The following is a 25,931-nucleotide window of genomic DNA, read 5'->3' on the forward strand; positions in this document are numbered from 1 at the left end:
CGCGCTTCGCGGGAACATCGCGGGCGACCCCGTCGTTCTGATACCCTGGATCGTCACTCGTGTGGCTGTTTCGCCACGCCTGAGTACCGGTTCGCGCCGGTGACCGGACCCCGCAAGGGCCGGGTGGCATCGCTTTACACAATCCGCTTCGCCTCGGCTCGAGGCATCCGTTCGCGCTCGCGTGGCCGGCTGCCGCTGAAAGCCGCGGCCCGACTCCCAACCCAACAAGGACAACCCACTACATGACTAGCGCAACGACCGCCACGGCCACCAAGCAGGTCGCGATCAACGACATCGGCTCTGCTGAGGACTTCCTGGCCGCGGTCGAGAAGACTCTGAAGTTCTTCAACGACGGCGACCTGATCGAGGGCACCGTGGTGAAGATCGACCGCGACGAGGTCCTCCTCGACGTCGGCTACAAGACCGAGGGTGTCATCCCCTCGCGCGAGCTCTCCATCAAGCACGACGTCGACCCCAACGAGGTCGTCAAGGTCGGCGACGAGGTCGAAGCCCTCGTTCTCCAGAAGGAGGACAAGGAAGGCCGCCTCATCCTCTCCAAGAAGCGTGCGCAGTACGAGCGCGCGTGGGGCGACGTCGAGAAGATCAAGGAGAACGACGGTGTGGTCACCGGCTCCGTCATCGAGGTCGTCAAGGGCGGTCTGATCGTCGACATCGGCCTGCGCGGCTTCCTCCCCGCCTCGCTCATCGAGCTCCGCCGCGTCCGCGACCTCACGCCGTACCTCGGCCAGGAGATCGAGGCGAAGATCCTCGAGCTCGACAAGAACCGCAACAACGTGGTGCTCTCGCGCCGCGCGCTGCTCGAGCAGACGCAGTCCGAGTCGCGCACGACGTTCCTCAACAACCTCCACAAGGGCCAGGTCCGCAAGGGCACGGTCTCGTCGATCGTCAACTTCGGTGCGTTCGTCGACCTCGGTGGCGTCGACGGTCTCGTCCACGTCTCGGAGCTGTCGTGGAAGCACATCGAGCACGCGTCCGAGGTCGTCGAGGTGGGCCAGGAGGTCACCGTCGAGATCCTCGAGGTCGACCTGGACCGCGAGCGCGTCTCGCTGTCGCTCAAGGCGACCCAGGAGGACCCGTGGCAGGTCTTCGCCCGCACGCACGCGATCGGCCAGGTCGCGCCGGGCAAGGTCACCAAGCTCGTTCCGTTCGGCGCGTTCGTGCGCGTCGCGGACGGCATCGAGGGCCTCGTGCACATCTCGGAGCTGTCGGGCAAGCACGTCGAGCTCGCCGAGCAGGTCGTGTCGGTCGGTGAAGAGGTCTTCGTCAAGATCATCGACATCGACCTCGAGCGTCGCCGCATCTCGCTCTCGCTCAAGCAGGCGAACGAGTCGGTCGACCCCAACGGCACCGAGTTCGACCCGGCCCTCTACGGCATGGTCACGGAGTACGACGAGAACGGGGAGTACAAGTACCCCGAGGGCTTCGACCCCGAGACCAACGCGTGGCTCGACGGCTTCGACGAGCAGCGCGAGAAGTGGGAGCAGGAGTACGCCGCCGCCCACGCTCGCTGGGAGGCCCACAAGGCCGCCGTCACGAAGGCTCTCGAGGCCGAGGCTGCCGCCCCGGCCGAGACCGGCTCGTCGACCTTCTCGTCCGACAGCAGCCCGGTGGGCACGCTGGCCGACGACGAGGCGCTCGCCGCTCTGCGCGAGAAGCTCTCGGGTCGCTGATCCCGGGCTGAGCCCCGCGGTTCGCTGAACCTCTGGTCGAAGGGCCGTCACCTGCCGGTGGCGGCCCTTTCGCCTGCCTGCCGGGCATCCGCCGTCGCCTCGGCAGCGGCGTCGGTGGTCCTGGGTAGTGTCGCGGTGTGCCCGTGAACCCCGCTCCCGTCCGCTGCGCCGTGGATGACGACGGATGCCGCGGCCCGGTGCCCGCCGGCGCTCCGGTGCCGCTGTGCGAGGCCCACCTGGCGATGGCGGGGGAGTGGGCCGGGGTAAAGTACGGTCTCACCGACGTGCTGCCGTCGCCCTGCCTGCTCTGCGGGTCGCGCCTGGGAGTGCACTACGCATCAGGATGGCTGTGCGCGGTGTGCGAGTGGCGCCACGGCGAGATACCCGACGGCGAGCTGGCGCCCCCGCGCGTGGACGTCGTCTACTACCTCGGCTATGCCGACCGCATCAAGATCGGAACGAGCTCGAACCCGAGGCAGCGCCTGTCGGCGATCTGGCACGACGAGCTCCTCGCCTTCGAACGCGGCGGGCGCGCGCTCGAGCAGCGTCGGCACGCGCAGTTCGCGGCCGACCGCCACCCGCGCACGGAGTGGTTCCGACGCTCCGAAGCCCTCACCGCCCACATCGCCGTGCTGGCCGCCGGGGTCGACGACCCGTGGGATCAGCACGCCCGGTGGCTGAGCGAGGCGCTCGCCGCGCGCGGGTAGCAACCCTACGCTGGGCGGACGGCGGCGGTCGACCCTCCAGCCCGCTCAGAGGAACCGCCTCTAGCGTGTGAGACACCGCACCACCCCGCAGGACGGAGCAGACCATGGGATTCCTCGATCGACTCTTCGGAGCCTCGGACGACGCGCGCCAGGCCCCGCCGGTGCCGCAGAACTCCTACGGCGGGCAGACTCCGCCGTCCCGGCCGGGCATGCAGCCGCCGCGCAGCCAGGACGAGATCGCGGTCGAGCGCTACCGCTACCTGCTGCGGACGGCGCCGCCCGAGACGATCGAACAGGTGCACGCGGAGGCCTTCGCGAAGCTCACCGAGCCGCAGCGGCAGCAGGTGCTCGCCGAGCTCTCCGCGGGCCTGCCGCCGTACGAGCAGCCTCGGTCGACCGACCCGCAGGCGATGGCGCGGGCGGCGACGCGGGCCGAGTACCAGAACCCCGGCTTCATGGAGCGCACCCTCGGGCCGCAGCGACAGGGCGGCGGCCCCTCGTTCGGGTCGATGCTCGGCTCGTCGATCCTCGGCACCGTCGTCGGCTACGTCATCGGCTCCGCGCTCGTGAGCTCGTTCCTGGCGCCCGGCATGGCGTACGACCAGGGCTACCAGGACGGCTCGGCCGCCGAGGACGGCTCCGGCGACGGCGGGGGAGACACCGGAGCGGATGCCGCGGGCGACGCCGGGGCGGGCGACGCCGGGGCGGGCGACGCCGGCTGGGGCGACCCCGGCTCCGGGTGGGGCGGCGACGCGGCCGGCGACATGGGCGGATTCGGAGACATGGGCGGCGACTTCGGCGGCGACTTCGGGTTCTGACCCCTCGCGGGGCGTCCCGCCCGCTGTCGCGGGACGGGAATGCCGCGCGCGCCCCGCACACGCGCGGGCGGGCATCCGTTAGCGTCGCGGTATGACCGCCGCGAGACCGCGCGAACCGGGCGTGCTCACCGGCCGCCCGCGCCCGGGAGTGACGGCACCCGACGCGGCCGACCGCACGCGCGGTCGCACGGCGACGCTCAATCAGCTGCTGCTGGCGGCCGTCGTCTTCGTCCTCGGCGTGTTCGTGGCGATCGGGCCGTTCACGGGCGACCCGCAGCTGTTCTTCCTCGGCGTGGTGATCGTGGTCGTCGTCGCGGCGGCGACCGTCGTCATCCCGTGGGGCCGCATCAGCTACGGCTGGGTCGCGCTGGTGCCGGCCGTCGACATCCTCGCGATCACACTGATGCAGGTCGCAGCACCCGACACCGTCATCGGCCTCCTGTGGATCTTCCCCACCACCTGGCTCGCCGGCGGCTTCGGGCTGATGGGGCTGTCGGGGGTGATCGTGGCGATCGCGGGCATCGCCAGCGTGCTGGCCGCGCTCAGCGCGACGGAGGTCACGTACCTCACCTTCCTGCTCCCGCTCGTGCTGACCGCGCTGGCGGCGACGAGCCACCTCAACGCGCGGCGCTCGGACGCGCAGCGGATGCTGCTGGCCAAGCAGTCCGAGCTGCTGCGGAGCGTCCTGGCCCGTACCCGCCGACAGGAGCAGGTCGTCACCGAGGTGCTCGACGCCGTCGACTTCGGAGTCGTGCGGCTGCGCCCCGACGGGCGGGTCACGATCACCAACGAGGCGCACGGCAGACTGCAGCTGGGCCTCGAACCGGACGAGGCGTCCGAGGTGCCCGCCTTCCGCGACGACGGCACCTCCCGGATGCCGCACGACGAGCTTCCGCTCGAACGGGCGCGGCGCGGCGAGGCGTTCGACGATCAGGTGGTGTGGTTCGGTGAGGAACCCGGCCCGCGCCGCGCGCTGAACATCACGGCGCGGCGCATCACCGACCCGGACGGGGGCGACGCGGGCGCCGTGGTCGTATCGCGCGACGTGACCGCCGAGCTGACCGCCCTCCGTGCCCGGGACGACCTGGTCGCCTCGGTCTCGCACGAGCTGCGCACCCCCCTCACGTCGATCCTCGGCTACCTCGATCTGGCGATCGAGGACCCCGACACCCCCGAGACCGTGCGTGCCGGGCTCGACATCGCCGAGCGCAACGCCGAGCGACTGCTGCGGATCGTCGCCGACATCCTGGCGGCGTCGAGCTCGTCCCCGTCCTCGGTGGAGGCCTCGCTCGTGCCCCAGCTGCTCGACGCGCGCGAGCTCGTCGGCGCCGCCGCAGCCGATGCGGCGCCTCGTGCCGCGGCACGCGCCATCACGATCGACCAGACGGGGCTGGAGCCGGCGGCGGCGTGGGCGGACCCGCTGCGGCTCCGGCAGGTCGTCGACAACCTGGTCTCCAACGCCATCGCGTACAACAAGGACGGCGGCACCGTGTTCGTCGGGACTACCAGTGACGGGACGTCGAGCTGGATCCTGGTGCGCGACACCGGCGTCGGCATCTCGGACGCCGATCGCTCGCGCCTGTTCCAGCGGTACTACAAGGCGGGAGGGGAGCGCCGCGCCGGGACCGGGCTGGGCCTGGCGATCACCCGCGACATCGTGCGGGCCCACGGGGGCGAGCTCGCCCTGCACACCGCTCCCGGCGTGGGCTCGACGTTCATCGTCAAGCTGCCCGCGGTCGCCCCGGAAGGAGACAGATCATGACGCTCGACCTCGCCAGCGTCCACCTCATCACCGCGCTCGTGGTCAATGTCAGCGGCGTGCTGTTCATCATCGAGACGATCCTCCGCCGCGACGAGGGCGCCGGCCGGATCTGGTCGCTCGCCTTCCTCGCCGGCATGCTCACGACGCTCGCCTACACCGTCTGGGTGCTGTCGGAGGGCGCCTGGTGGGCCATCGCCGTCGGGAACGCCTCCTTCGTCGCCGGCACGGGGTGCATGTGGCTCGGATGCCGCCGCTTCAACGGCCGCCGGATGCAGTGGGCGTCGCTCGTGGTCGCGGCCGGGGTGATCGGGGCCGCTGTGGCGGTCGCGGTTGAGGGCGCGCAGGGCGGGGACTGGGCGGGCGCGCTGTGGATGTTCGTGCCGCTGCTGGCCTTCGCCGCGGCCGGCGCGACAGAGTGCTTCCGTGGCGACATGCGGGAGTCGCGCACCGCGTGGGTGCTGGGCGCGGTCCTCGGCTTCCAATCGCTGTACTACGTGTCGCGCACGACGGCATTCGTGACCTCGGGACCCGACAGCGCCCTGTTCCGGACCGCGTTCGGCACCATCAGCACGAGCTTCCTCACCGTCACCCTCACCATCGTCGCGGTCGTCGTGACCTCGGTGCTGCGGGCGAGCCGTGCGCCGATGCGGGGCTACCTCATGCGCGCTCCGTCCGGCGACGCCGAATCGGGCATCGTCGACGGGTCGTCCTTCCCCGCCTTCCTCGAGGTGCTGTGCGACCGGGCGTCGCGGCGCGGAGAGCTCGTGGCCGTGACGTCCGTGCGACTGGACGACCTCGACGACATCTCCACGGCCTTCGGAAGCGATGTGGCCGGCGCGGTCTCGGAGACGTGGCGTGCAGGGGTCCGGCGGCACGCGCCCACCAACGCGGTCGTCGCCGAGGACGGCCCCACCGGGTTCGTCGTGGCCCTCGCGGTCGCCTCCGGGCCGGAGGCGCGCCGCCAGGCCGGCGCGATCTACCGCGCGCTGTTCGACGACCTCGCGAAGGTCGGCGAAGGCGTGATCCCCGTCGTCGGCGTCGGGGTCGCGCTGAGCGACTCCGCCGGCTACGAGCCCGCCCGCCTCGTCGGCGCGGCGCGCGACGCCGCCAGCCGGGCGGCTGCGAACGTCGAGACCTCGGTGCTGGTCGACGAGGGCGAGTGACCGGCGTGGACGGCGGGTGATCAGGCGGTGAGCCGGTAGCCGACGCCCCGCACCGTCTCGATCCACCGCGGCTGAGACGGCGACTCGCCGAGCTTGCGCCGCAGATTGGCCATGTGCACCTCGATGGCGCGGGCGTCGCTGTCGCTGACGAAGTCATTCGCCACGTACTGGTCGCCGCGCAGCATGATCGCGAGGTCCGACTTCGCGCGCACGCGCCGGCCGGCGACCAGCAGGTCGGCGAGGATGTCGAACTCGCTGCGCGTCAGCTCGATGTCGTGGCCGTCGACGGTGACGATGTGCGTCTCGGCGTTGAGCCTGAGGCCGCGGTGCTCGAGCCACGAACCGTCGTCGGCGGCGGGCGGCGCGGCATCCGCTGACTCGGCCGGCGCGACGTGGCGGGGCCTGCGCAGCATGGCGTCGATCCGCGCGCGCAGCTCGCGGGGCCGGAACGGCTTCGCGACGTAGTCGTCGGCTCCCGCTTCGAGGCCCTGCAGGGCGTCGATCTCCTCCGTGCGCGCGCTCAGCATGACGATGTAGGTCGAGCTGATGGCGCGGATGCGCTTGGCCGTCTCGAAGCCGTCCATGCCGGGCATGTTGACGTCGAGTGTCGTCACCAGCGGTCGGCGCTCGCGCACGAGCTGGACCCCGTCGGCACCGTTGGCCGCGCCGTGAACCTCGAATCCGGCCTGTCCGAGGACGGTGGACAGCAGCGACCGGATGTCTGCCTCGTCTTCGATGACGACGGCGATACGAGATTCCTGCACCGTTGCACCTTCCCCGAACGGTGTTGCGGACGACCGGTCCTGGACGTCCGAAATGATATCCCAGAACACGGTCTGGAATCCGCGGGGCCGATCGTCCATCAGCGGACGCGGCGAGGAAGGAAGCCGGCGGCGGCGAGCGCACGGCGGCTCGTCGCGGCTGGAAGACAGGGCGCGCGGAGGGCGGGAGATGCCCCCATTCCCCGCCCCACGCGCGTCCTCGACGTGCGGGGCCCGGCCGCTTTCGTCCCCACGCGAGCGGCCGGCCCGCACTCCCGGACGATCCCTCCGCGCCTGCCATCGAGCTGACGGGCGGCGCGGCGTGTGCGGAGGGGCGGATCGGCGTCGTGCGCAACGTGGTCGCGTCCGGCGCTCATCCTCCGCCCTCCCCAGCTCCGCACCTGCGGATCCTGTCCTTCGGGTGCCCCCGACGCTACTCCCGGCCCCTCAACTCCCGCTCAGCGCAGCCTCAAGAAGTCCGCAGGCTTGCCGGCGCCGGGGACGGTCGCGGACGTGGCATCCTCGACTCATGCCGCTCGTCGCCCTCACCGGAGGCATCGCCTCGGGAAAGTCCACGATCGCCCGCCGCCTGGCCGAGCACGGCGCCGTCGTGATCGACGCCGACCAGCTCGTGCGCGAAGTGCAGGCACCCGGCTCGCCGGTGCTCGACGCGATCGCCGACGCCTTCGGCGACGAGATGCTGCGACCCGACGGATCCCTCGACCGCGCGGCGCTGGGCAGCCGTGTCTTCGGCGATGAGGCGGCGATCCGCAGGCTCAACGCCATCGTGCATCCCGCCGTCCGGGCGGAGTCGGCGCGCCGTTTCGCCGAGGCCTTCGCGGCCGACCCTGCCGCGATCGTCGTCTACGACGTGCCGCTCCTGGTGGAGGCCCGCGCGGAGGACCCGTGGGAGCTCGTCGTCGTGGCGCACGCTCCCGCAGACATCCGGGCCGCGCGGCTCGTCGAGCTGCGCGGGCTCAGCGAGGCGGAGGCCGCCGCGCGGATCGCGTCGCAGGCTCCCGACGAGGCGCGCCTTCGCATCGCCGACGTGGTGATCGACACCGCGGGAACCCTCGACGAGACGCTGCGCCAGACCGACGAGCTGTGGAACCGCCTGCCGGAGCACGTCGGCGGACGCACGGGCCGGGGTTAGCCTCGGGAGCTCTCTGTGTCCGGAGGGGGCGGGGGAGCGGCATCCGTCGTCGTACCGAGCCGCCGCCGGCGCCGTGCCCGCAGGGCGAGCGCGACCGCGACGACGAGCGCGATCATGATGACGAGCGCGACGAGGGGCAGCAGGATCGCGAACACCGACAGGCCGAGCGCTGTGGCGTCCTCGGCGGTGCTGACGGCGGGCGCGGCCATGCCCGCCGTGGCCAGGTTGGCCGCCGGACGGACGGCCGTCTTCGCGACGTGGACGGCCAGTGCGATGACGACGCCGACGACGATCGGGATCCAGGCCGTCCCCGCGAACAGGTCCGGGTCGTCCACCCGGACCGTCTCGGCGCTCGAGCCCGCGCCGAACGCGATGCCTCCCGCCACCGGCCGCACCGCGGTCTGGATCACGTCGTTGACGGAGTCGACGGCGGGGATCTTGTCGGCGACGATCTCCACGACGAGGAGCACGCCGACGATCCACAGTGCGGCATCCGACGACAGCCACGCCCAGCCGGCGGGCAGCTCGACGGCCGGAACGAAGCGATCGGCGATCCCCAGCACGAACAGCGGCATCCACGCGTTCAGGCCCGCCGCGGTGGCCAGCCCCGATCCGACGATGAACTCCAGCACGCGTCCACTCTAGATTCCCGCCGCCCGGACCGACCCGCGCACGCGCGCGTACCGCGGCGGGGCCGCGCGGCGTAGCCTGGGAGCGGATCCAGGGGGTGTCACATGGGCGTGTTCTCGAGACTCAGGCGGCGTCGCGACCCGTACCGGTCGGTGACGGAGGAGGAGCGCATCTCGCGCTACGTCTATCTGCTCAACACACTGCCCGCGTCGGTGATCGAGAGCGCGCACGCGTCGGCGTTCAAGGACGTGCCGCCCGAGCGACGCCGTGAGATGTTCGAGCAGCTCCGGCCCTTCCTGTCCGATTCCGAGCGGGACGCCGCCGCCGAGGACCCCACCGTCATCGCGCGGCTCGTCCGCAGGGCCGAGGAGCACCGGGCGCGGCGCGCGCAGGCCGCCGAGACGGATGCCGCGACCCGCGCTGCGCCCGAGACGGCGCGCACGGCCGTCGGCGTCGAGGACGGTGATCCTCGGGACGGGGTCGACGCGCGCGCGATGCTGATGAACGTGGGCGTGATGGCCTTCGTCGCGAATCAGTTCCTGCTGTCGAGCTCGGTGGCCGCGTACTACACGGTCGGCGCGGGATCGCTCCAGATCGGGTCCGAGCCCGGCTGGGTGGGCGAGACCTTCGACCCGGCTTCGGCGGGGCTCGACGGCGGCTTCGGCGGAGGCTTCGACGGCGGCGGATCCGGGGGAGCGGACGGCGGCGGGTTCGCAGGCTTCGACGCCGGCGGCTTCGGCGGAGGCTTCGACGGCGGGGGCGGCTTCGGCGGATAGCCGGTGAGACCGCGGGCCCTCCCCGGGCGAGGCATCCGCTCGCGGCGAACGCCGCCCCGGTGTCGGTGGTGACGCCTACGCTGGATCGAGTGCAGACCACACGATCCGTGCGACCGTTCGAGGTCGTGAGCGAATTCGCCCCGTCGGGCGATCAGCCACAGGCGATCGCCGAGCTGGCGGCGCGCATCAATGCCGGCGAGACGGACGTCGTGCTGCTCGGGGCGACGGGTACCGGCAAGTCCGCCACCACGGCGTGGCTCGTCGAGGCGGTCCAGCGCCCGACGCTCGTGCTCGCCCACAACAAGACGCTGGCGGCGCAGCTCGCGAACGAGTTCCGCGAGCTCATGCCTCACAACGCCGTCGAGTACTTCGTCAGCTACTACGACTACTACCAGCCCGAGGCGTACGTCCCCCAGACCGACACCTTCATCGAGAAGGACTCCTCGATCAACGCCGAGGTCGAGCGCCTGCGGCACTCCACCACCAACTCGCTGCTGAGCCGCCGCGACGTCGTCGTGGTCAGCACCGTCTCGTGCATCTACGGCCTCGGCTCGCCCGAGGAGTACCTGCGCGCGATGGTGGCGCTGCAGGTCGGCGAGCGGTACGAGCGCGACGCGCTGATCCGCAAGTTCATCGCGATGCAGTACAACCGCAACGACGTCGACTTCTCGCGCGGCAACTTCCGCGTCCGCGGCGACACGATCGAGATCATCCCGGTCTACGAGGAGTACGCCATCCGCGTCGAGATGTTCGGCGACGAGATCGAGGCCCTCTTCATGCTCCACCCGCTCACCGGCGACGTCGTGCAGCGCCTGGACTCCGTGCCGATCTTCCCTGCGACGCACTACGCGGCCGGCACCGAGACGGTGCAGCGCGCGATCGGCACCATTGAGCACGAGCTCGAGCAGCGTCTGAAAGAGCTCGAGTCGCAGAACAAGCTCCTCGAGGCGCAGCGCCTGCGGATGCGCACGACGTTCGACCTCGAGATGCTCCAGCAGCTCGGCTTCTGCTCGGGCATCGAGAACTACTCCCGCCACCTCGACGGTCGCATGGCGGGGGAGCCGCCCCATACGCTGCTGGACTTCTTCCCCGACGACTTCCTCATGGTGATCGACGAGTCGCACGTGACCGTGCCGCAGATCGGTGCGATGTACGAGGGGGATGCCTCCCGCAAGCGCACGCTCGTCGAGCACGGCTTCCGGCTGCCGAGCGCGATGGACAACCGGCCGCTGCGGTGGGACGAGTTCAAGGAGCGCGTGGGGCAGACGGTCTACCTGTCGGCCACACCGGGGCGCTACGAGATGGGGATCGCCGACGGCGTGGTGGAGCAGATCATCCGGCCGACGGGCCTGGTCGACCCCGAGATCATCGTCAAGCCGTCCAAGGGCCAGATCGACGATCTGCTCGAAGAGATCCGCCTGCGCGTCGAGCGAGACGAGCGCGTGCTGGTGACGACGCTCACCAAGAAGATGGCCGAGGAGCTCACCGACTTCCTCGGTGAGCACGGCGTGCGCGTGCGCTACCTCCACTCCGACGTCGACACGCTGCGCCGTGTCGAACTGCTCAGCGAGCTGCGGGCCGGCGTGTACGACGTGCTGGTCGGCATCAACCTCCTCCGCGAGGGCCTGGACCTGCCCGAGGTGTCGCTGGTGTCGATCCTCGACGCCGACAAAGAGGGCTTCCTCCGCAGCGGCACGTCCCTCATCCAGACGATCGGCCGTGCGGCCCGGAACGTGTCGGGCCAGGTGCACATGTACGCCGACACCGTCACCGACTCGATGCGCAACGCGATCGAAGAGACCGACCGTCGCCGCGAGAAGCAGGTCGCGTACAACACGGCCCACGGCATCGATCCGCAGCCGCTGCGCAAGCGCATCGCCGACATCACCGAGGTCCTCGCACGGGAGGCCTCCGACACCGATCGGATGCTCCGGGGCAAGGCCGCCGCCAAGACGAAGTCGGGCGTCGGCAAGAGCCCGACCCCGCAGCTGCGCCGGGAGGGGATCGCCGCCGAGGGTGCGGAGCAGCTCGAGGCGACGATCGCCGACCTCAGCCAGCAGATGCTCGCGGCGGCGGGGGAGCTGAAGTTCGAGCTCGCAGCCCGGCTGCGCGACGAGGTGCAGGACCTCAAGAAGGAGCTGCGCGCGATGGAGCGGGCCGGCCACGCGTAGCGCCCGCTCAAGCGGTCGACGCGACGACGTCGATGCCGCGACGGCTGCCGCGGGGCTGTGCGGATGCTACGGGCAGTGCATGAGCGGCTTCGGGCCGGACCGGTCGAAGGTGTGCTGCGTGATCGGCGCACCGCACAGGGGGCACGCCCGCTCCGCACGCTGCGCGGGACTCGGCGGCGGAGCCGTCTCGTACGGTCCCACGGCGGCGGGTCCCGCGAGGCGGATCAGATTCGCGTTGAGGAAGGCGTACCAGCCGCCGGCCTCGCGGACGCGCTCGCGGAGCGGTCGGCGGTCAGGGGCTGCGGCATCCGGTGTCGGCATACTCATTAGTGTACTAACGATTCGTGCGCGATAGACTCATCCGCGTGACGACCGCCCCGCCGACGCCCGACGATCTGCTCAAACTCGACAACCAGCTGTGCTTCGCCCTCGTGACCGCAGCGCGCAACGTCGTCGGGCTCTACCGCCCGATCCTCGAGCCGCTGGGGCTCACGCATCCGCAATACCTGGTCATGCTGGCGCTGTGGGAGCGGTCGCCGCGCTCCCTGCGCGAGCTGGCGGGGGAGCTGGCGCTCGAGCCGGCCACGCTGTCGCCCCTGGTGAAGCGGCTCGAGGCGCAGGGGCTCGTCACCCGCGCGCGTCGCGAAGGGGACGAACGCGTCCTTGACGTCGCGCTCACCGACGACGGAAGGGCGCTCCGCCGCCGCGCGCTGGCGGTGCCGGAGCAGGTCATGGCGCGTACCGGCATGACGGTCGACGACCTGGCGACGCTGCGCGATACGCTCAAGGACTTCGCCGGCGCGGAGCCGAAATGGGGGTCTTCGCTGCGCGACGGCTGACCAATGTGTGAACTCCTGCCGATGACTCTTCCCGAATTCCCAGGAAGTTCTTAGGCTCGACATCGGTGCGAGGGTGTCCCGAGGATTCGCCCGAGCCCGTCCCGTCCTTCACAGAGGAGATCCCGCCCATGCACGTCAGGTCACACCCAGACCGCTCACCCGCCATCCGGCGAGCCGCGACCGCGGCCGCCGCTGCCGCGGCACTCGGAGCGGGCTTGCTCGCCGCGCCCCCCGCCTACGCCGCCGACACCGAGATCCAGATCGTCGCCACCAACGACTTCCACGGCCGGATCCTCGACGAGGGGGCGCAGGCCGGAGCGGCGAAGCTCGCCGGCGCGCTGGACGCGCTGCGCGCCGCCAACCCCAACACGGTCTTCGCCGCGGCGGGCGACCTGATCGGCGCCTCGACGTTCGAGTCGTTCATCCAGAATGACAAGCCGACGATCGACTCGCTGAACGCCGCGGGCCTCGAGGTCTCGGCTGTCGGAAACCACGAGCTCGACCAGGGCTACGACGACCTGGTGAACCGCGTGCTCGCCCCGTACGATCCCGAGACGAACCCGTACGGCGGGGCCGAGTGGGAGTACATCGCGGCGAACCTGAAGATGCGCGCGACGGGTGAGCCGGCGGTGCCCGCCACGTGGATCAAGGAGTTCGGCGACGTCGAGGTCGGCTTCGTGGGCGCGGTGACCGAAGACCTTCCCACGCTCGTCAGCCCTGACGGCATCGCCGACATCCAGGTCGACGGCATCGTGGAGTCGGTCAACACCGAGGCGGCCGCCCTGGTGGCAGAGGGGGCCGACCTGGTCGTCATGCTCGTGCACGAGGGCGCCCCGTCGACTTCGTGCGAGACGATGGACGACTCCGGGCGGTGGGCGGACATCATCAACACCGTGTCGCCGGACGTCGACGCCATCGTGTCGGGCCACACCCACCTCGCGTACAACTGCGCCTTCCCCGTCGCCCAGTGGGCGACCGAGGGGCGGGCCGTGACGGAGCGGCCCGTGGTCTCGGCGGGGCAGTACGGCACGAGCCTGAACCGGCTCATCTTCACGGTGGACGGCGCGACCGGCGAGGTGAAGGCGAAGGCACACGACATCCTGGCCGTCGCCGGCTACCCGGCCGACTCCGAGGTGGCGGCGCTCGTCGCCGACGCCGAGGCTGTCGCCGAGGACCTGGGCTCGGTCCCGATCGGCGAGATCGCCGGTGCGTTCAACCGTGCCCAGCTCTCGACCATCAACCCGACGACGGGTCTGCCGAACGAGAACCGCGGCGGCGAGTCGACGTTGGGCAACCTGGTCGCCGAGGTCCAGCAGACCGCGACGGAGAGCGCGGAGTCCGGGGCGGCCCAGATCGCCTTCATGAACCCTGGCGGACTTCGGGCCGACATGGTCGGGACGCCTGCCGGCGACCCGTACCCGCGAGAGCTCACCTACCGGGAGGCCGCAGAGGTGCAGCCGTTCGCGAACACGCTGGTCAACATGTCGCTCACGGGCGCTCAGATCGAGACGCTCCTCGAGCAGCAGTGGCAGCGTGACAGCCTCAACCGGGTCGGCACGCGTCCGTTCCTGCGGCTGGGCGTCTCGGAGGGCTTCGAGTACACGTACACGCAGCGCATGGTGACGGAGTACCCGCTCGACAACCCGGCGACCGCCGACGTCGACGAGTCGCTCACGCCGTACACGGCGCCGCGCGGGTTCATCACCGGCATGTGGCTGAACGGCCAGCCGATCGACCCGGCCGCGACGTACTCGGTGACCGCGAACGCGTTCCTCGCAGCCGGCGGCGACAACTTCCGCGAGTTCGGCAACGCGACGGGCAAGCGCGACACCGGCAAGATCGACCTCGCCGGGATGGTCGACTACATGGAGGACGCGGCGGCGACCGGCGCGGTGCCGGTGGACTACTCGCAGCGCGCCGTCGAGGTCACCTTCGGCGAAGGCGCCGCCACGGAGTACGCGGGCGGGTCGACCGTCGCCTTCGACGTGAAGTCGTGGTCGATGTCCACCGCCGCCGATCTCACGGACAGCGAGATCGTCGTGACCCTCGGCGACCAGACGCTGGGCACCTTCCCGGTGGCCACCGTGCTGGGAACCGACCCGTACGACAACCTGGGCACCGCGCGCGTGTCGGTCCAGCTTCCCGCCGGCCTGCCGGCCGGTCAGGCGACGCTGGTGCTCTCCGGAGCGACGACGGGCACCGAGGTCCTCGTCCCGCTCACGGTCGTGGAGGGCGTCAAGACGACCGTCTCGGGCAAGCTCACGGGCGGCAAGAAGGGCGAGCCGTACGTCCTGGACGTCACGGTGAAGGCGCGGGGGATGTTCGCCCCGGGCTCGGTCACCATCACCGTCCCGGGCCTGGACCCCATCGTCGCGCCGCTCACCGACGGCACCGCGTCGGTGGAGCTGCCCGCGCTGCCTGCCGGTAAGACGGAGATCACCGTCTCCTACCCCGGAAACGGCGTCTTCATCGCAGCGGAGACCACGGTCAAGGCGAACGTGAAGTGACCCGGATGTGATCGACGGCGGATGCCGCGGGGCCCGGGCCCCGCGGCATCCGTCGTCTTCGCCCGCGGCGAACGGCTCACAGGCCCTATGTCGGAGGCCCCGCCTAGACTTGTCTGGTGCCCATCGTCCCTGTCGCCCTGCCCGGAAACATGCCTGGCAACACGCCCGGAACCGCCCTCGGCGGCACCAGCGGAAAGCTCAGCGTCCGCGGTGCCCGAGTGCACAACCTGAAGGATGTCGACCTCGACATCCCGCGGGATTCGCTCGTGGTGTTCACCGGCCTGTCCGGCTCGGGCAAGTCGAGCCTCGCGTTCGACACGATCTTCGCCGAGGGCCAGCGCCGCTACGTCGAGTCGCTCAGCGCGTACGCGCGCCAGTTCCTCGGCCAGGTCGACCGTCCCGACGTCGACTTCATCGAGGGACTGAGCCCCGCCGTCTCGATCGACCAGAAGTCCACGAACCGCAACCCGCGCTCGACGGTGGGCACGATCACCGAGATCCACGACTACATGCGCCTGCTGTGGGCGCGCATCGGCGTCCCGCACTGCCCGGAGTGCGGCGAGGTCATCCAGCGCCAGACCGTGCAGCAGATCGCCGACCAGCTCATGGAGCTGCCCGAGCGCACGCGGTACCAGATCGTCGCGCCCGTCGTCACGCAGAAGAAGGGCGAGTTCGTCGACCTCTTCAAGGAGCTCGGCGCCAAGGGCTACGCCCGCGCCATCGTCGACGGCGAGCTGATCCAGCTGGCCGAGCCGCCGACGCTCAAGAAGAGCTACAAGCACGACATCGCCGTGGTCGTCGACCGCCTCGTGGCGGCGCCCGGCATCCTCGACCGCGTCACCGACTCGGTCGAGACCGCGCTGTCGCTCGCCGGCGGCGTGCTCCAGATCAACTTCGTCGACGAGGAGGGCGATGCCGCATGGCAGTCCTTCTCCGAGAAGCTCGCGTGCCCGAACGGGCACCCGCTGCAGCTGACCGAGATCGAGCCGCGCACCTTCTCGTTCAACGCGCCCTTCGGCGCCTGTCCCGCCTGCTCCGGCCTCGGCACCCGCATGTCGGTCGACGTCGAGCTGATGCTCGGCGATGAGGACCTCTCGATCCGCGAGGGCGTGCTCATCCCGTGGACGACGCAGGGCAAGGGGCTCTTCCAGTACTACGAGCGACTGCTCGAGGGTCTGGCGAACGACCTCGGCTTCTCGCTGGACACCCCGTGGAAGCGCCTCCCGTCGGCGGTGCGCGAGGCCGTGCTGCGCGGCGAGAACTACAAGGTCACGGTGAAGTGGAAGAACCGCTACGGCCGTGAGATGCGGTACTCGTCGGGCTTCGAGGGGGTCGTGCCCTACATCGAACGGCAGTACACCCAGGCAGAGTCCGACACGCAGCGCCAGCGCTGGTCGGAGTACCTGCGCGAGGTGCCGTGCCCGGTCTGCAACGGCGACCGCCTGAAGCCCGAGGTGCTCGCGGTGCTCGTCCACGGGCATTCGATCGCGGATGCCTCGCACCTCAGCCTCGGCGAGGCGCGCGAGTACTTCGCCAAGCTGACCCTGACCGAGCGCGAGGCGACGATCGCGGCGCAGGTGCTTCGTGAGATCCGCGTCCGCCTGGACTTCCTGATCCGCGTGGGGCTGGACTATCTCAGCCTCAGCCGCGCGGCAGGCACCCTGTCCGGCGGTGAGGCGCAGCGGATCCGGCTGGCCACGCAGATCGGCTCGGGCCTGACCGGAGTGCTGTACGTGCTCGACGAGCCGTCGATCGGCCTGCACCAGCGCGACAACCGGCGGCTCATCGAGACGCTCGTCGCGCTGCGCGACCTCGGCAACACACTCATCGTCGTCGAGCACGACGAGGAGACCATCCACGCCGCCGACTGGGTCGTCGACATCGGGCCCGGTGCCGGCGTCAACGGCGGCGAGGTCGTCCACTCCGGGCCGATCGAAGAGCTCCTCACGGACCCCGACTCGATCACCGGCGACTACCTCGCGGGGCGCCGCGAGATCCCGACGCCGAAGAAGCGCCGCAAGATCGACAAGAGCCGTCAGGTGAGCGTCGTCGGCGCGCGCGAGAACAACCTCAAGAACGTGACGGTGGACTTCCCGCTCGGCGTGCTCACCTCGGTCACCGGGGTGAGCGGGTCGGGCAAGTCGTCGCTCGTCAACGGCATCCTGTACCAGGTGCTCGCGACGCGGCTCAACGGCGCCCGCCGGGTCGCCGGCAAGCACACCCGCGTGACGGGTCTGGACAACCTCGACAAGGTCGTGCACGTCGACCAGGCGCCGATCGGCCGCACGCCCCGATCGAACCCCGCCACCTACACCGGCGTCTTCGACCGGATCCGGACGCTGTTCAGCGAGACGCCCGAGGCGAAGGTGCGCGGCTATCAGCCGGGGCGGTTCAGCTTCAACGTCAAGGGCGGCCGCTGCGAGGCGTGCTCGGGCGACGGCACGATCAAGATCGAGATGAACTTCCTGCCCGACGTGTACGTCGACTGCGAGGTGTGCCACGGCAAGCGGTACAACCGCGACACGCTGGCCGTGCACTACAAGGGCAAGAACATCGCCGAGGTGCTCGAGATGCCGATCGCCGAGGCGGCGGAGTTCTTCGAGCCGATCCAGGCGATCCACCGATATCTCAAGACGCTCGTCGACGTCGGGCTGGGCTACGTGCGGCTCGGGCAGTCGGCCACGACGCTCTCGGGCGGCGAGGCGCAGCGCGTCAAGCTCGCCACGGAACTCCAGCGGCGCACGAACGGCCGGTCGATCTACGTGCTCGACGAGCCGACGACGGGTCTGCACTTCGAAGACGTGCGCAAGCTCCTCGAGGTGCTGAACGGCCTCGTCGAGAAGGGCAACACGGTCATCGTCATCGAGCACAACCTGGACGTCATCAAGTCGTCCGACTGGGTGATCGACCTCGGGCCCGAGGGCGGCGCCGGCGGCGGTCAGGTCATCGCCACCGGCACGCCGGAGCAGGTCGCGCGTGCCGAGGGCAGCCACACCGGCGCCTTCCTCGCGGAGGTGCTCGGCGTCCGTGCGCCGGCAGGCCCGGTCGCCGAGCTCGTCGGGGCCCGCAAGGCCGGCTGAGCCGGGCGAGGCCTGACACCATGGCGCGATCCGCTCCCACGGTCCCGTACAAGCCGAAGCCCGGCGAGATCCCCACCAATCCCGGGGTCTACCGCTTCCGCGACCGCGACGGCCGCGTGCTGTACGTCGGCAAGGCGAAGAACCTGCGTGCCCGCCTGTCGAACTACTTCGCACCGCTGCACACGCTGCACGAGCGCACGCGGCGCATGGTGACGACCGCGGCCTCCGTGGAGTGGACGGTCGTCGCGACCGACGTCGACTCGCTGCAGCTGGAGTACCAGTGGATCAAGGAGTTCGATCCGCCCTTCAACGTGCGGTACCGCGACGACAAGTCGTATCCGTTCATGGCGATCACCCTCGCCGACGAGGCGCCGCGCGTGATCGTCACCCGCAACCGCCGCATCGCCGGGGCGAAGTACTTCGGGCCCTACCCGAAGGTGTGGGCGGTCCACGACACCATCGACCTGATGATCAGGGTGTTCCCGATCCGCACCTGCAGCGACTCGTCGTACAAGAAGGCGATGTCGACCGGACGCCCCTGCTTCCCCGGTCAGATCGGGCGGTGCGGAGGCCCCTGCTCGATGAAGGTCACGATCGAGGAGCACCGCGCGATCGTCGAGGACTTCATCGCGTTCATGTCCGGCGGCGATCAGCGGTTCACCAAGGAGCTGACGGCCCGCATGCGCGAGGCGTCCGCCGCGATGGACTACGAGGCGGCCGCCGTCTACCGAGACCGGCTGCAGGCCATCGACGCCGTGCTGAACAAGAGCGCGCTCGTGCTCGCCGCCGACACCGACGCCGACCTGTTCGGCATCGCCGAGGACGAGCTGGCCGCCACCGTGCAGCACTTCGTCGTCCGCGGTGGCCGCGTGCGGGGCGTCCGGGCGACCACGATCGAGAAGGAGATCGACATCTCGGGCGGGGACCTCGTCGACCAGGTGCTGCAGCGCACGTACGGCAACGCCGCCGGCGCCGACATCCCGCGCCAGGTGCTCGTGCCCGCGATGCCCGAGGACGCCGCGGACCTGGAGGAATGGCTCCGCGGCCGCCGGGGCAAGGCCGTGACCATCCAGGTGGCCCAGCGAGGCCGCAAGGCCGATCTGATGCGCACCGCCAGCCTCAACGCGCAGCAGGCGCTGATGCTGCACAAGACCCGTCGCACCAGCGACTACGTCGCCCGCACGCAGGCGCTCACCGATCTTCAGGAGGCGCTGGACCTCGCCGAGGCGCCGCTGCGCATCGAGTGCTTCGACGTGTCGCACCTCAGCGGCACCAACGTCGTCGCGTCGATGGTGGTCTTCGAGGACGGACTGCCGAGGAAGGACCAGTACCGCTCCTTCGGCGTCGGCGAGACGACGGACGACACCGATTCGCTCTACCAGGTGCTCACCCGCCGGCTCGCCTACCTCGACCGCCCGGATGAGCAGGACGAGACGACGGATGCCGCATCCCGCGCCATCCCGGACGGCGAAGAGCCGGTCGTCACCACGCGCAAGCGTCCCCGTTTCGCCTATCGGCCGCAGCTCCTCGTCGTGGACGGCGGCAGACCGCAGGTCGAGGCGGCCGCCCGCGCCCTCCGCGACGCCGGCCACGAGGAGATCGCGCTGTGCGGGATCGCGAAGCGCCTGGAGGAGGTGTGGCTGCCGGGGGAGGACTTCCCGGTGATCCTGCCGCGCACCTCCGAGGCCCTCTACCTCCTGCAGCGCCTCCGCGACGAGGCGCACCGGTTCGCCATCACGCATCAGCGCAGGCGGCGGCGGCGCGACATCCAGAGCGTGCTCGCCGAGGTGCCGGGTCTCGGCGAGGCCCGGATCAAGGCGCTGCTGCGGCATTTCGGCTCGGTGACGGCCCTGAAGAATGCGACGGCGGACGAGATCACCGAGCTTCCGGGAGTCGGGCCGAAGCTCGCCGCGGCGATCCATGCGCACCTCGCGCAGTCGCCGGCCCTGCCGGACGGCCAGGAGGCACCCGCGCGCGAGCATGCCGCCGCCACCAGTGACTAGGCTGGTGAGGACGGGGGTGGTCATGGTCGAGGCGACGCGTCACGACGTCGGAGAAGTGCTGATCGTCACGGGCATGTCGGGCGCCGGTCGGTCGACCGCGGCGAACGCGCTCGAGGATCTCGACTGGTACGTCGTCGACAACCTCCCCCCGCAGATGCTCAAGCCGCTGCTGGAGCTCACCGAGCTCGCCGGGGGAGTGCTGCCCCGCGTGGCGGTCGTGGTCGACGTGCGCGGCCGGGACCTGTTCTTCGATCTGCCCGACGCGATGCGGGCGCTCCGCGAGCGCCGGCAGATCCGCCTGATGTTCCTCGACGCGTCCGACGAGGTGCTGGTGCGTCGGTTCGAGGCTGTGCGCCGCCCGCACCCGCTGCAGGCGGACGGGACGCTGCTGGACGGCATCCGTCGCGAGCGCGCCCGGCTGGCAGCCGTCCGCGAGAGCGCCGACGTGATCATCGACACGTCCTCGTTCAACATCCACCAGCTCGCCACGAAGGTCGCCGATCTCTTCACCGAAGAGGGCGCCGCGCGCCACACCGTGACGCTGCAGAGCTTCGGCTTCAAGTACGGGCTGCCGGCCGACGCGGACATCGTCGCCGACATGCGGTTCCTGCCGAACCCGTTCTGGGACGAGCGGCTGCGGCCGTTCACCGGCGAGGACGCCGAGGTGCGCGAGTACGTGCTGGCGCAAGAGGGCGCGAAGGAGTTCCTCGACGCCTACAGCGCGGCGCTGCGGCCCGTCCTGGAGGGGTACCAGCGAGAGAACAAGAGCCACTCCGTGATCGCCGTCGGGTGCACGGGCGGCAAGCACCGCTCGGTCGTGATGGTGCGCGAGCTCGCCGGTCGCCTGGCCGCCGTGCCGGGCGTGGCCGTGCGAATGACCGACCGAGACCTCGGTCGCGAGTGATGCCCGCCGACCCGGCCGACCCGGCCGGGTAGGCTTGACGGTCGTTCCCGGAAGACCCTTGAGAAGGAGAGTCGTGTCGCTGACCGCTGACGTGAAGGCCGAGCTGATCACCGTGCGAGACCCGCGCCCCACCGCGCGGGTGGCCGAGCTCACGTCGCTGCTGCGGTTCTCGGGAGGCCTGCACTCGATCGCGAACCGCGTGGCGGTCGAGGCGGAGCTGGACTCCGACATCCTCGCGCGCCGCACCGCGCGCGATCTCGTCGAGCTCTACGGCGTGCGCCCCGAGCTCGTGCACGTGCAGGGCTCCGGGGCCCGCAGCGGCAGCCACTACGCCGTGCGCGTCATCGAGGGCGGCGAGACGCTCGCCCGTCAGACCGGACTGCTCGACCAGCGCCGCCGCCCCGTCCGCGGCCTGCCCAACAAGCTCACGACCGGCTCCCGAGGCGACCTCGCCGCCATCTGGCGGGGCGCGTTCCTCGCCGCCGGCAGCCTCAGCGACCCCGGCCGCTCGGCGGCGCTGGAGATCACCTGCCCGTCCTCGGAGGCCGCCATGGCGCTCGTCGGCGCCGCCCACCGCCTCGGCATCGCGGGGAAGGCCCGCGAGGTGCGCGGCATCCCCCGGGTGGTCGTGCGCGAGGGCGAGGCCATCCGCGCCGCCCTGGCAGCCATGGGCGCCGTCCGCGCGGCGGCCGAATGGGATCAGATGCGCCAGCGCCGCGAGGTGCGGGCGGGGGTCAACCGCCTCGTGAACTTCGACGACGCCAATCTGCGGCGCTCCGCCCAGGCCGCGGTCGCCGCGTGCGCCCGCGTGGAGCGCGCGCTGGAGATCCTCGGCGACGCGGTGCCCGAGCACCTCCGCCAGGCAGGCGACCTGCGTCTGGCCCACCGGGATGCGAGCCTCGACGAGCTCGGCCACCACGCCGACCCGCCCCTGACGAAGGATGCCGTGGCCGGTCGCATCCGCCGGCTGCTGGCCATGGCCGACAAGAAGGCCGAGGCCGAGGGCCTCCCCGGCACGGAGTCCGCCGTCCCCGCCGGCATGGAGGACTGATCCGCCGCCGGCGAGGCATCCGTCTTCCACACGTCATGGAGGGAAGCAACCCCGGCGCGCGCGCGTTGCCGCTCAGTAGGATGAGTCCGTCACCCTCGCTGCGCCGGGGAATCGGCGCGCGCCGACAGGAAGAAGAGAACATGGCGAAGTACACCTTGCCCGACCTCCCCTACGACTACGCGGCGCTCGAGCCGCACATCAGCGGCAAGATCATGGAGCTGCACCACAGCAAGCACCACCAGGCGTACGTCACCGGTGCCAACACCGCGCTCGAGCAGCTCGCGGAGGCCCGCGAAACCGGCAGCCTGGCGAACGTGAACAAGCTCGAGAAGGACCTCGCGTTCAACCTCGGCGGACACGTGAACCACTCCATCTTCTGGACCAACCTCTCTCCGGAGGGCGGCGGCGAGCCCGAGGGCGAGCTGCGCGCCGCCATCGACGAGTTCTTCGGCGGCTTCGACAAGTTCCAGGCGCACTTCACCGCCGCTGCGACCGGCATCCAGGGCTCGGGCTGGGCCGTGCTCAGCTGGGACCCGATCGGCGAGCAGCTGATCATCCAGCAGCTCTTCGACCAGCAGAGCAACACCGCGCAGGGCACCGTGCCGATCTTCCAGCTCGACATGTGGGAGCACGCGTTCTACCTCGACTACCTCAACGTCAAGGCCGACTACGTCAAGGCGGTCTGGAACATCGCGAACTGGCAGAACGTCGCGCAGCGCCTCGACGCCGCCCGTCAGAAGACCTCTGGCCTGCTGGTACTGTCCTAGTAGGCGCGGCCGTCCCGGCGGGATGATGCCCGCCGGGACGCCGTTGTCCTCGTTCGAATCGCAACAACCGCGCACTCGCGCACGACACACTCAGGAGAAACTCCGTGGCTGTCAAGATCGGCATCAACGGCTTCGGCCGAATCGGACGCAATTACCTCCGCGCGGCCCTCGCGCAGGGCGCGGACCTCGACATCGTGGCGGTGAACGACCTCACCGACAACAAGACCCTGGCCCACCTGCTCAAGTACGACTCGGTGGGCGGCGTGCTCGACGCCGACGTCTCGTACGACGCGGACTCGATCACCGTCGGCGACAAGAAGATCAAGGTCTTCGAAGAGCGCGACCCCGCCAACCTGCCCTGGGGCGAGCTGGGCGTCGACATCGTCATCGAGTCCACCGGCCGCTTCACCAAGGCCGACGACGCCAAGAAGCATGTCGCGGGCGGCGCGAAGAAGGTCCTCATCTCGGCACCCGCGACCGGTGACGACGTGACCGTCGTGATGGGCGTCAACGAGGGCGACTACGACCCCGCGAACCACGTCATCATCTCCAACGCGTCGTGCACGACGAACTGCCTCGCGCCCCTGGCGAAGGTCTTCAACGACGCCTTCGGCATCGAGCGCGGCTTCATGATGACGGCGCACGCCTACACCGCCGACCAGAACCTGCAGGACGGCCCGCACAGCGACCTCCGCCGTGCGCGCGGCGCCGCGATCAACATCGTGCCCGCCTCGACGGGCGCCGCCAAGGCCATCGGCCACGTGCTCCCCGAGCTGAACGGCAAGCTCAGCGGCTCGTCCTATCGCGTGCCGGTGCCCACCGGCTCGATCGTCGACCTCACGATCGTCACCCCGGCCGAGGGCCTCACGGTCGACCAGGTCAACGCCGCCTACCAGGCCGCCGCGGCCGACGGTCGCCTCGCGGGCTACCTCCAGTACACCGAGGACCCGATCGTCTCCAGCGACATCCAGGGCAACCCGCACTCGTCGATCTTCGACTCGGAGCTGACCAACGTCAGCGGCAACCTGGTCAAGGTCTCGGCCTGGTACGACAACGAGTGGGGCTACTCCAACCGTCTCGTCGACCTCACCGAGTACGTGGCCGAGCGCCTCTAAGCGATCACCATGGCTCTGCGCACCCTCGACTCGCTGGGTTCGCTGGCCGGCAAGCGCGTCATCGTCCGTGCTGACCTCAACGTCCCCCTCAAGGACGCGGTCATCACGGACGATGGCCGTGTGCGGGCCACGCTCCCCACGCTGAACGCCCTCATCAACCAGGGCGCCCGCGTCATCGTCTGCTCGCACCTCGGCCGCCCCGACGGCGCGCCCGACCCGAAGTACAGCCTCGCGCCGGTGGCGCAGCGCCTGTCGGAGCTCCTCGGCAAGCCCGTCGCCTTCGCGCGGGACACCGTGGGGGAGTCGGCTCATGAGGCCGTCGCCGCGCTCGAGGACGGCGACGTCGCGATCATCGAGAACCTGCGGTTCAACGCCGGCGAGACCGCGAAGGACGACGCCACACGCCGTGCCTTCGCGGAGGAGCTGGCCGACTTGGGCGACGTCCTCGTGTCCGACGGCTTCGGCGTCGTGCACCGCAAGCAGGCGTCCGTCTACGATCTCGCCGAGATCCTCCCTTCGGCCGCCGGCTTCCTCATCGAGAAGGAGGTCGACGTCCTCGACCGCCTCACCGAGAACCCCGAGCGCCCCTACACGGTCGTGCTCGGCGGCTCGAAGGTCAGCGACAAGCTCGGCGTCATCGACCACCTGCTGCCGCGGGTGGACCGGCTGCTCATCGGCGGGGGGATGCTGTTCACCTTCCTCGCGGCGCAGGGGCACAAGGTCGGGTCGAGCCTCCTCGAGGCCGACCAGCTCGACACCGTGCGCGAGTACATGACGCGCGCCGAGGAGTCCGGGGTCGAGCTCGTGCTGCCCACCGATGTCGTCGTCGCCTCGAAGTTCGGCGCCGACGCGGAGCACGTGGTGACCAGGGCCGACGCGATCGAGGAGACGCCGTTCGCGGCATCCGGCCTGGGACTGGACATCGGACCCGAGACGGGCGAGCGCTTCGCCGCGCTGGTCCGCGACTCCAAGACGGTGTTCTGGAACGGTCCTATGGGCGTGTTCGAACTCGCCCCCTTCGCCGCGGGCACCAAGGCTGTCGCTCAAGCGCTCACCGCGGTCGACGGACTGTCGGTCGTCGGCGGCGGCGATTCCGCCGCGGCGGTCCGCCAGCTCGGATTCGCCGACGACGCGTTCGGTCACATCTCGACCGGCGGCGGCGCCAGCCTCGAGTTCCTCGAGGGCAAGAAGCTCCCCGGACTGGAGGTCCTCGGATGGCAGTGAGCACGCGAACCCCGCTCATCGCGGGCAACTGGAAGATGAACCTCGACCACCTGCAGGCGGTCGCATTCGTGCAGAAGCTGCACTGGACGCTCAAGGACGCCAAGCACGACGACGCGTCGGTCGAGGTCGCGGTCTTCCCGCCCTTCACCGACCTGCGCACCGTGCAGACGCTCCTCGACGCCGACAAGATCCCGTTCGCGCTCGGCGCGCAGGACGTGTCGACGCACGACTCCGGCGCCTACACCGGCGAGGTCTCGGGCGCGTTCCTGGCGAAGCTCGACGCGCGCTACGTCATCATCGGCCACTCCGAGCGGCGCCAGTACCACGCCGAGACCGACGAGGTCGTGGCCTCGAAGGTGAAGGCGGCGATCAAGCACGGGCTCGTCCCGGTGATCTGCGTCGGCGAGACCAGCGAGGATCTCGAGAAGTTCGGTGCGAGCGCCGTTCCGGTCAGCCAGCTGTCCGTCGCGCTGGAGGGCCTGAAGCCCGACGCCGACATCGTCGTGGCCTACGAGCCGGTGTGGGCCATCGGCTCGGGTCAGGCCGCGACGCCGGAGCAGGCGCAGGACGTCTGCGCCAAGCTGCGCGACGTCATCGCGGACAAGCTCGGGGCGGATGCCGCGGCCCGCACCCGTGTGCTCTACGGCGGGTCCGTCAAGGCGGCCAACATCGCCAGCTTCATGCGCGAGCCCGATGTCGACGGCGCCCTCGTCGGCGGTGCGAGCCTCGTCGTCGACGAGTTCGCCGCCATCATCCGGTACCAGAAGCACGTCGGCGTCTGACGCCGTGGCCGGCGGGCCGCGGGGCTC

General features: G+C 70.7%; 21 protein-coding genes. 18 read left to right on the forward strand and 3 right to left on the reverse strand.

Annotation, left to right across the window (positions count from 1 at the left end):
• The first annotated feature begins 242 nt into the window (after nucleotides 1–242).
• The 5 genes from rpsA (at nucleotide 243) to ACFRAL_RS05275 (ending at nucleotide 6,141) form a co-directional block, all read left to right on the forward strand.
• Nucleotides 243–1,691 (forward strand): 30S ribosomal protein S1, encoded by a 1,449-nt coding sequence (rpsA, locus tag ACFRAL_RS05255; protein ID WP_336397837.1) that lies wholly within the window; start codon nucleotides 243–245, stop codon nucleotides 1,689–1,691.
• Between the two features lie 137 nt (nucleotides 1,692–1,828).
• Nucleotides 1,829–2,398, forward strand: coding sequence for a GIY-YIG nuclease family protein (locus tag ACFRAL_RS05260; protein ID WP_378880568.1), 570 nt, complete (start codon nucleotides 1,829–1,831; stop codon nucleotides 2,396–2,398).
• 104 nt (nucleotides 2,399–2,502) lie between these two features.
• A complete protein-coding gene (locus tag ACFRAL_RS05265; RefSeq protein WP_378880571.1) occupies nucleotides 2,503–3,216 on the forward strand; it encodes a hypothetical protein in 714 nt (237 codons plus the stop codon).
• A 91-nt stretch (nucleotides 3,217–3,307) separates the two neighbouring features.
• On the forward strand, nucleotides 3,308–4,978 hold the full coding sequence (locus tag ACFRAL_RS05270; protein ID WP_378880574.1) for a sensor histidine kinase: 1,671 nt from the start codon (nucleotides 3,308–3,310) through the stop codon (nucleotides 4,976–4,978).
• Nucleotides 4,975–6,141, forward strand: coding sequence for a hypothetical protein (locus ACFRAL_RS05275; RefSeq protein ID WP_378880576.1), 1,167 nt, complete (start codon nucleotides 4,975–4,977; stop codon nucleotides 6,139–6,141). The genes ACFRAL_RS05270 and ACFRAL_RS05275 overlap by 4 nt, the downstream gene beginning before the upstream one ends.
• Nucleotides 6,142–6,161: 20 nt before the next feature.
• On the opposite strand, the gene ACFRAL_RS05280 is transcribed toward ACFRAL_RS05275, so the two are convergent.
• Nucleotides 6,162–6,905, reverse strand: a complete 744-nt coding sequence (locus ACFRAL_RS05280; RefSeq protein ID WP_378880578.1) for a response regulator transcription factor — start codon at nucleotides 6,903–6,905, stop codon at nucleotides 6,162–6,164.
• A 526-nt stretch (nucleotides 6,906–7,431) separates the two neighbouring features.
• On the opposite strand from ACFRAL_RS05280, the gene coaE reads away from it, so the two are divergent.
• Entirely contained in the window at nucleotides 7,432–8,055 is a 624-nt protein-coding gene (gene coaE / locus ACFRAL_RS05285; RefSeq protein ID WP_336397843.1) for a dephospho-CoA kinase, read from the forward strand.
• On the opposite strand, the gene ACFRAL_RS05290 is transcribed toward coaE, so the two are convergent.
• Nucleotides 8,052–8,687, reverse strand: coding sequence for a DUF4126 domain-containing protein (locus ACFRAL_RS05290; RefSeq protein WP_336397844.1), 636 nt, complete (start codon nucleotides 8,685–8,687; stop codon nucleotides 8,052–8,054). The two genes, coaE and ACFRAL_RS05290, sit on opposite strands and share 4 nt — an antisense overlap.
• 102 nt (nucleotides 8,688–8,789) lie before the next feature.
• Here ACFRAL_RS05290 and ACFRAL_RS05295 point away from each other — a divergent pair, with 102 nt between their 5' ends.
• Both ACFRAL_RS05295 and uvrB read left to right on the forward strand, forming a co-directional pair.
• The gene (locus ACFRAL_RS05295) at nucleotides 8,790–9,461 is read left to right on the forward strand and encodes a hypothetical protein (RefSeq protein ID WP_336397845.1); all 672 of its coding nucleotides are present in this window, start codon (nucleotides 8,790–8,792) and stop codon (nucleotides 9,459–9,461) included.
• 89 nt (nucleotides 9,462–9,550) lie between these two features.
• Nucleotides 9,551–11,632, forward strand: a complete 2,082-nt coding sequence (gene uvrB / locus ACFRAL_RS05300; protein ID WP_378880583.1) for an excinuclease ABC subunit UvrB — start codon at nucleotides 9,551–9,553, stop codon at nucleotides 11,630–11,632.
• A 66-nt stretch (nucleotides 11,633–11,698) separates the two neighbouring features.
• On the opposite strand, the gene ACFRAL_RS05305 is transcribed toward uvrB, so the two are convergent.
• On the reverse strand, nucleotides 11,699–11,959 hold the full coding sequence (locus tag ACFRAL_RS05305; RefSeq protein ID WP_378880586.1) for a hypothetical protein: 261 nt from the start codon (nucleotides 11,957–11,959) through the stop codon (nucleotides 11,699–11,701).
• Nucleotides 11,960–11,997: 38 nt separating this feature from the next.
• Here ACFRAL_RS05305 and ACFRAL_RS05310 point away from each other — a divergent pair, with 38 nt between their 5' ends.
• The 10 genes from ACFRAL_RS05310 (at nucleotide 11,998) to tpiA (ending at nucleotide 25,904) form a co-directional block, all read left to right on the forward strand.
• Nucleotides 11,998–12,471, forward strand: coding sequence for a MarR family winged helix-turn-helix transcriptional regulator (locus tag ACFRAL_RS05310; RefSeq protein ID WP_378880589.1), 474 nt, complete (start codon nucleotides 11,998–12,000; stop codon nucleotides 12,469–12,471).
• 215 nt (nucleotides 12,472–12,686) lie between these two features.
• The gene (locus tag ACFRAL_RS05315; RefSeq protein ID WP_378880592.1) at nucleotides 12,687–14,978 is read left to right on the forward strand and encodes a 5'-nucleotidase C-terminal domain-containing protein; all 2,292 of its coding nucleotides are present in this window, start codon (nucleotides 12,687–12,689) and stop codon (nucleotides 14,976–14,978) included.
• A 116-nt stretch (nucleotides 14,979–15,094) separates the two neighbouring features.
• The gene (uvrA, locus tag ACFRAL_RS05320; protein ID WP_378880594.1) at nucleotides 15,095–18,058 is read left to right on the forward strand and encodes an excinuclease ABC subunit UvrA; all 2,964 of its coding nucleotides are present in this window, start codon (nucleotides 15,095–15,097) and stop codon (nucleotides 18,056–18,058) included.
• A gap of 20 nt (nucleotides 18,059–18,078) precedes the next feature.
• Nucleotides 18,079–20,061, forward strand: a complete 1,983-nt coding sequence (gene uvrC / locus ACFRAL_RS05325) for an excinuclease ABC subunit UvrC (protein WP_336397850.1) — start codon at nucleotides 18,079–18,081, stop codon at nucleotides 20,059–20,061.
• 22 nt (nucleotides 20,062–20,083) lie between these two features.
• On the forward strand, nucleotides 20,084–20,965 hold the full coding sequence (gene rapZ, locus ACFRAL_RS05330; RefSeq protein WP_336398054.1) for an RNase adapter RapZ: 882 nt from the start codon (nucleotides 20,084–20,086) through the stop codon (nucleotides 20,963–20,965).
• Between the two features lie 73 nt (nucleotides 20,966–21,038).
• On the forward strand, nucleotides 21,039–22,016 hold the full coding sequence (gene whiA, locus ACFRAL_RS05335; RefSeq protein ID WP_378880598.1) for a DNA-binding protein WhiA: 978 nt from the start codon (nucleotides 21,039–21,041) through the stop codon (nucleotides 22,014–22,016).
• Between the two features lie 140 nt (nucleotides 22,017–22,156).
• The gene (locus tag ACFRAL_RS05340) at nucleotides 22,157–22,783 is read left to right on the forward strand and encodes a Fe-Mn family superoxide dismutase (protein WP_336397852.1); all 627 of its coding nucleotides are present in this window, start codon (nucleotides 22,157–22,159) and stop codon (nucleotides 22,781–22,783) included.
• Nucleotides 22,784–22,887: 104 nt separating this feature from the next.
• A complete protein-coding gene (gene gap, locus ACFRAL_RS05345) occupies nucleotides 22,888–23,898 on the forward strand; it encodes a type I glyceraldehyde-3-phosphate dehydrogenase (protein WP_378880601.1) in 1,011 nt (336 codons plus the stop codon).
• Between the two features lie 9 nt (nucleotides 23,899–23,907).
• Nucleotides 23,908–25,122, forward strand: coding sequence for a phosphoglycerate kinase (locus ACFRAL_RS05350; protein ID WP_378880604.1), 1,215 nt, complete (start codon nucleotides 23,908–23,910; stop codon nucleotides 25,120–25,122).
• A complete protein-coding gene (tpiA, locus tag ACFRAL_RS05355; protein ID WP_336397855.1) occupies nucleotides 25,113–25,904 on the forward strand; it encodes a triose-phosphate isomerase in 792 nt (263 codons plus the stop codon). The genes ACFRAL_RS05350 and tpiA overlap by 10 nt, the downstream gene beginning before the upstream one ends.
• Nucleotides 25,905–25,931: the final 27 nt, after the last annotated feature.

Source organism: Microbacterium sp. NPDC056736 (genome assembly GCF_042790415.1).
GTDB lineage: Bacteria > Actinomycetota > Actinomycetes > Actinomycetales > Microbacteriaceae > Microbacterium.